The following is a 6,257-nucleotide window of genomic DNA, read 5'->3' on the forward strand; positions in this document are numbered from 1 at the left end:
ATGGATGGCCCGTCACGGCGGCCCACGGATTCAAGCCGGAGTGAGGGCACACCGAGCCTAGGCGAGGTGCCGAGTGGAGGGGCAAGAGCCCTTTTGGTTACTTTTGGGGCTCTTTTCCAAAAGTGACCCGCTGTAAGAGCGGAACCCATACCAGCCGTTACCGCAGCAACGGATATGTACACGATCAAAAATTCCACCCAATCACCCTTCATGGTCATTTATGGAAAAGTCAACGTTTCGCAAACTCGGAATGCTCGCCGTACTGGCCGTCGCCATCGGCCTGGTGGTGTACGCCGTACAAGCCCCCGCCGACGCCCCCCAATACCTCACCGCCACCGCCGAACGCGGTGACATCGAGAACGCCGTATTGGCCACCGGCCTGCTGGAAGGCGTCAAACAAGTCGACGTCGGCGCCCAAGTCTCCGGGCAGTTGAAGTCCCTCAAGGTCAAGGTCGGCGACAAAGTGAAAAAGGGCCAGTGGCTCGCCGAAATCGACCCGCTGATCCTGCAAAACACCCTGCGCAAAGCCCAGGTCGACGAAGAAAACCTGCAGGCCCAGCGGCGTGCCACGGCGGCCCAGCTCAAACAGGCCAAGTCGGTGTACGAACGCTACAAAGGCCTGCAAGTCGACGAGTCGGTTTCCCGCCAGGATTTCGAAGACGCCGAGTCCACCTTCCAGGTGCAGCAAGCCAACCTGTTGTCCCTGGATGCGCAGATCAAAAGCGCGCACATCCAGATCGACACCGCCAAGGTCAACCTGGCCTACACACGCATTGTCGCGCCCATCGACGGCGATGTGGTCGGCATCGTCACCCAGGAAGGCCAGACCGTGATCGCCAGCCAGTTGGCGCCGGTGCTGCTCAAGCTGGCGGACCTCGACACCATGACCGTCAAGGCCCAGGTCTCTGAAGCCGATGTGATCCATATCAGCCCCGGCCAGCAGGTGTATTTCACCATCCTCGGCGAGGCCGACAAGCGCTACTACGCCAAGCTGCGCGGCACCGAACCGGCGCCCCAGAACTTCCTCGAAACCCAGACCGCCGGCACCCCGAAGCAGAACACGGCGGTGTTCTACAACGCATTGTTCGACGTCCCCAACCCTGACCACCGCCTGCGCATCGCCATGACCGCCCAGGTGCGTATCGTGCTCGACACCGCCCAAGCCGTATTGATGGTGCCGGTGGCGGCGCTCGGCGCGCGCAATAACGATGGCAGCTACACCCTGCGCGTGCTGGATGCCAAGGGCAAGGCGACGTCGCGGGCGGTGAAGACGGGCATCAACAACAACGTCAAGGTGCAGATTCTGGAAGGCTTGGCCGAAGGCGATAAAGTCGTGATTGGCGATGCAACCCCAGCCGTGGCGGGGAGCTGACGGATGAGCCAGCCACTGTTGGAACTCAAAGGCATCACCCGCAGTTTCATGGCCGGTGAGCGCGAGTTCATTGCGCTCAAGGGCATCGACCTGACCATTCATGCCGGGGAAATGGTCGCGATCATCGGCGCCTCGGGTTCGGGGAAGTCCACGCTGATGAACATCCTCGGCGGCCTCGATTACGCCACCGCCGGCAGCTACAAAATCAATGGCATCGAAACCCGTTCATTGGGCGATGAGCAACTGGCGGAACTGCGCCGCGATTACTTCGGGTTCATCTTCCAGCGCTACCATTTGCTGGCGCACCTGAGTGCCTTGCACAACGTGGAAATGCCGGCGATCTACGCCGGTACGCCGGAGAGCCAGCGCCACAGCCGCGCACGGGAATTGCTCGAACGCCTGGGGTTGGCGGGGCACACCACGCACCGGCCGAGCCAGCTGTCCGGCGGGCAACAGCAGCGGGTGAGTATCGCCCGGGCATTGATGAACGGCGGTGAAGTGATCCTCGCCGACGAACCCACCGGTGCCCTCGACACCCACAGCGGCAAAGAAGTGATGCGCATCCTCGCCGAGCTGCACGCGGCCGGGCACACGGTGATTATCGTCACCCACGACCCCAAGGTGGCGGCGAATGCGCAGCGCATCGTTGAGGTAAGCGATGGCGAAATTGTCAGCGACAAGGCCAACGCCAGTGACGGCCTCGAACTGCCCAGCGAGGCGCCGATCGAGCCCAGGCGCAGCGGCGCGCGGCGTCTGGTGGCGAGCCTGGGGTTGTTCAAGGAGGCCTTCAACATGGCCTGGGTTGCGCTGGTGTCCCACCGCATGCGCACCTTGCTGACCATGCTCGGCATTGTCATCGGCATCACCTCCGTGGTGTCGATCTCGGCCATCGGCGAAGGCGCCAAGCGTTATGTGCTCAAGGACATCCAGGCGATCGGCAGCAACACCATCGACATCTTTTCCGGCACCAGTTTCGGCGACAGCCGCGCCTCGGCCATCGAGACCTTGATGCCTTCGGATGTGGAGGCGTTGAACCAGCTGTATTACGTCGACAGCGCCACGCCGGTGGTGGGGCGCAACCTGTTGCTGCGCTTTGGCAATATCGACCTGGATGCGCAGGTCAATGGCGTCAGTGACCGTTATTTCAACGTGAAGGGCTTGAAGCTTGAGGCCGGCATCGCCTTCAGCGAAAGCGATGCACGGCGCCAGGCACAGGTGGTGGTGATCGACCACAACACCCGTCATCGGTTGTTCGGGCCGAATGTCGACCCGTTGGGCCAGGTGATCCTGGTCGGCAACCTGCCGTGCACGGTCATTGGCGTGACGGCCGACAATAAAAACATGTTCGCCGCCAGCAAGGCGCTGAATGTGTGGGTGCCGTATGAAACAGCGGCGGGGCGCCTGCTGGGCCAGCGTCATCTGGACAGCATCACCGTGCGCATCAAGGACGGCCAGCCGAGCAAGGTAGTCGAAGACAACGTCAACAAGCTGATGCTGCAACGCCACGGCACCAAGGACTTCTTCACCAACAACCTCGACAGCATCATGCAGACCGTGCAGAAAACCAGCCGCTCGCTGGCGTTGCTGTTGTCGTTGATTGCGGTGATTTCGTTGCTGGTGGGCGGCATCGGGGTGATGAATATCATGCTGGTGTCGGTCACCGAGCGGACCCGCGAGATTGGTATTCGCATGGCGGTGGGCGCGCGGCAGTCGGATATACGTCAGCAGTTCCTGGTGGAGGCGGTGATGGTGTGCCTGATTGGCGGGATCATCGGGATCTCACTGTCCTACGCCATCGGCTATCTGTTTTCGTTGTTCGTGAAAGAGTGGGAGATGGTGTTTTCGGTCGGCTCGATCATCACCGCGTTTGCCTGCTCGACGCTGATCGGCATTGTGTTTGGCTTTGTGCCGGCAAGGAACGCGGCGCGTCTGGACCCGATCGAGGCGTTGGCCAGGGACTGATTATCCTGGTTACGGGAGAACCCCTGTGGGCGCCGACAAGCCGGCGCCCACAGGGTTTGAGGGGTGTTTTACAGACTGGCGGCGTTGCCCTCGTCAGTCGCGTACATCCACCGCAACAATGAATGCCGCCCGCTGATCCCCAGCTTGATCGCAGCGCGCTTGAGGTAGCTCTCGATGGTGTTGACCTTCAGCGCCAGTTGCTCTGCCAGCTCCGGTGCGGTGCGCCCGGCCAGCAGGCCGACACACACTTCCAGTTCGCGGTTGGACAGGGCCAGGCCCGATTGCACCAGGCGTTCTTGAATGCGTCGGCGCAGGGTGTCGATGCCCTGGTTTTGCGGCGCAACCGGATCGCGGTCCTGGCGGCACGGCTGGATCGCGGAGATGTGTTTTTCGACCATGGGCAGCAACAGCGTGGAGAAATCCTGCAGCATGCTGCGTTCCTGCGGCGAAAAGCTTTCGGACTGGTGCGAGCGGTACACCGACAGCACGTAGCGCACATCGTCCTTGCGGCGCGTGAGGTGCAATTGAGCGGCGGGTTGCTCCGCGCCCAATGCCGCCACCGAATCGGTGTAGACCGGGCTGATCCTGCGGCGGGTGTTGCCCTGTGGGTTCACCCGTAATTGCGTGATATGCGTGGCGTCCACTGCCAGTTGAGTGAGGATCAGGTCATGCAGCATGCGTGGGAAATGGCGACTGCCGGTGCTGGCGATGACTTTGCCTATATGTGGGAACAGGTGTGAGTTCATCAGTTCATCCATGAGTTTCGAGTGTAGGAATTCAGCCTTATAGCGACGGGATTTAAGAAGGTGATCTGAGTGAATAACCTACAGTGATAATGCTCCCGCGAGACCTATGCTAGTACAGCCTGGCAAAAGCAGGGGGATCCAATCGGCAAAAAAAAAGATTAAACACGTATGACGGCGGTCGGACCTGTCCGACCACCGTTTGTGGGAAAGGATAAAGCCGGGCGTAGGCCTTACCTCACGGCATGCGCCGCCATCATGGCCTGACGCGGTGCCGAGCGAGTGCACTTGGCCAATGCCTGTTGCACATCTGCCAGCAGGTCGGCGACGTCCTCCAGCCCGACCGACAAGCGCACCAAGCCTTCGCTGATGCCGTGCTGCGCGCGCTCTTCGGGGGTGTAGGTGGAGTGGGTCATGCTGGCCGGGTGCTGGGCCAGCGATTCGGCATCGCCCAGGCTGACGGCGCGGGTGAACAGCTTGAGGGCATTCATGAAGCGTCGACCGGTCTCGATGCCGCCCTTGAGTTCGAAGGCGATCATGCCGCCGGACTGTTTCATCTGCCGTGTCGCCAGTTCGTACTGTGGGAAAGAACGCAGCCCGGGGTAGGTCACCCATTGCACCGCCGGGTGAGCCTGCAACGCCTCGGCCACGGCCTGCGCGTTGCTGCAATGGCGGTCCATGCGCAGCGCCAACGTCTTGAGGCCCCGCATCAGCAGGGACGCATCCTGGGGTGACATGACCGCGCCAGTCAGGTCCTTGAGCCCTTGCAGGCGAATGCGTTGCGCCAGCGCGTGGTTGCTCACGGCGATGCCGGCGGTGATATCACCATGGCCGCTGAGGTACTTGGTGGCCGAATGCACCACCACGTCGGCGCCCAACTCCAGCGGGCGTTGCAGGTACGGCGTGCAATAGGTGTTATCGACCACCACGGTGACATTGGGCTGCTGATGAGCGAGTTCGGCTACCGCTGCGATGTCCACCAGGCGCAGGGTGGGATTGGCCGGGGTCTCGCAGTAGATCATGCGGGTGGCAGGGGACAGTGCCGCGCGCAAGGCGGCCAGGTCAGTGAGGTCGACGTGGCGCACCTTGATGCCGAATTCGCCGATGCCGTGGTGCAGCAATGCGAAGGTGCAGCCGTACAGCGTCTGGCTGACGATCACTTCATCTCCCGGGCGCAACAGGGTCCAGAACGTCGCCGCAATCGCGCCCATGCCGGAGCTGAACGCCACGGCGGCTTCGCCATTTTCCAGGGTGGCCATGCGCGATTCGAGCAGGGCCAGGATCGGGTTGGAAATGCGTGTATAGAAGTGGCCGCTTGCGTCTCCGGCAAAGCAGGCGGCGCCGTATTCGACGGTGGGAAAGGCGAAGGTGGCCGACAGGTAGATGGGTGGCACGAGGGCGCCGTGGTGGTCCTTGGGGTCGTAGCCGTGGTGGATGGCGCGGGTGGAAAAGCCGAATGTAGTGTGTTTATTGTTCATGTCGGACGCTCCTTATTTCCTACAATGCTATGCTCATAACCACAGATGAACGTTGCGAAAGTTGCAGGAAATTCCCGGTTTCGGGGATGAAAAACCAATAAAAATAATCAAATGAGGCAAGACATGCCCGTCAGTCTGGATCGCACCGACAAAGCGCTTTTAAACGCGTTGCAAGGCAATGCACGCTTGACCGTGGCCGAGCTGGCCGAGCGGGTTTCCTTGACCACGTCGCCGTGCTGGCGGCGGGTGAGGAACCTGGAGGAGAGCGGGGTGATCAGTGGCTATCAGGCGATCCTGTCGCCCAAGGCGCTGGGGTATGGGGTGACGGCGTTTGTCAGCATCATGATGGAGAGTCATACCCAGGAAATCGCCCGTGCGTTTGAGCAGCGGTTGTTGGAGATTCCTGAGGTGGTGGCGTGCCACAACGTGTCGGGGCGGTATGATTTTTTGCTGGAGGTGGTGGCGAGGGATCTGGAGTCGTTCGGGGAGTTTGCCCGGGAGGTGTTGCAGACTTTGCCGTGTGTTAAGGAGATTTATTCGAGTTTTTCGTATAAGTCGGTTAGGCGGTTGCGGGTGATTCCGTTGCCTGGCTGATGGGGGTGTATCCGTTGTTTGGGTGATGGCGGGTATGGGTTCCGCCCTTACGGCGGCTCACTTTTGGTGGAGCGCAAAAGTAAGCAAAACGCTCTTGCCCCTCCACTC

At 61.2% G+C, this 6,257-nt stretch carries 5 protein-coding genes; 3 read left to right on the top strand and 2 right to left on the bottom strand.

Annotated elements, in window-relative coordinates; genetic code table 11:
* Nucleotides 1–220 precede the first annotated feature (220 nt).
* The gene (macA, locus tag WBB95_RS17855; protein ID WP_424488793.1) at nt 221–1,372 is read left to right on the top strand and encodes a macrolide transporter subunit MacA; all 1,152 of its coding nucleotides are present in this window, start codon (nt 221–223) and stop codon (nt 1,370–1,372) included.
* 3 nt (nt 1,373–1,375) lie between these two features.
* Entirely contained in the window at nt 1,376–3,334 is a 1,959-nt protein-coding gene (locus WBB95_RS17860) for a MacB family efflux pump subunit (protein WP_424488794.1), read from the top strand.
* A 68-nt stretch (nt 3,335–3,402) separates the two neighbouring features.
* Here WBB95_RS17860 and WBB95_RS17865 read toward each other — a convergent pair whose 3' ends face one another.
* Together WBB95_RS17865 and WBB95_RS17870 are read right to left on the bottom strand one after the other, a co-directional pair.
* A complete protein-coding gene (locus WBB95_RS17865) occupies nt 3,403–4,080 on the bottom strand; it encodes a response regulator transcription factor (RefSeq protein WP_424488795.1) in 678 nt (225 codons plus the stop codon).
* 230 nt (nt 4,081–4,310) lie between these two features.
* A complete protein-coding gene (locus tag WBB95_RS17870) occupies nt 4,311–5,555 on the bottom strand; it encodes a methionine gamma-lyase (protein WP_424488796.1) in 1,245 nt (414 codons plus the stop codon).
* A 123-nt stretch (nt 5,556–5,678) separates the two neighbouring features.
* Here WBB95_RS17870 and WBB95_RS17875 point away from each other — a divergent pair, with 123 nt between their 5' ends.
* Entirely contained in the window at nt 5,679–6,149 is a 471-nt protein-coding gene (locus WBB95_RS17875) for an Lrp/AsnC family transcriptional regulator (RefSeq protein ID WP_424488797.1), read from the top strand.
* Nucleotides 6,150–6,257: the final 108 nt, after the last annotated feature.

The sequence above is a fragment of the Pseudomonas sp. genome (assembly GCF_049645325.1).
Classification (GTDB): Bacteria; Pseudomonadota; Gammaproteobacteria; order Pseudomonadales; family Pseudomonadaceae; genus Aquipseudomonas.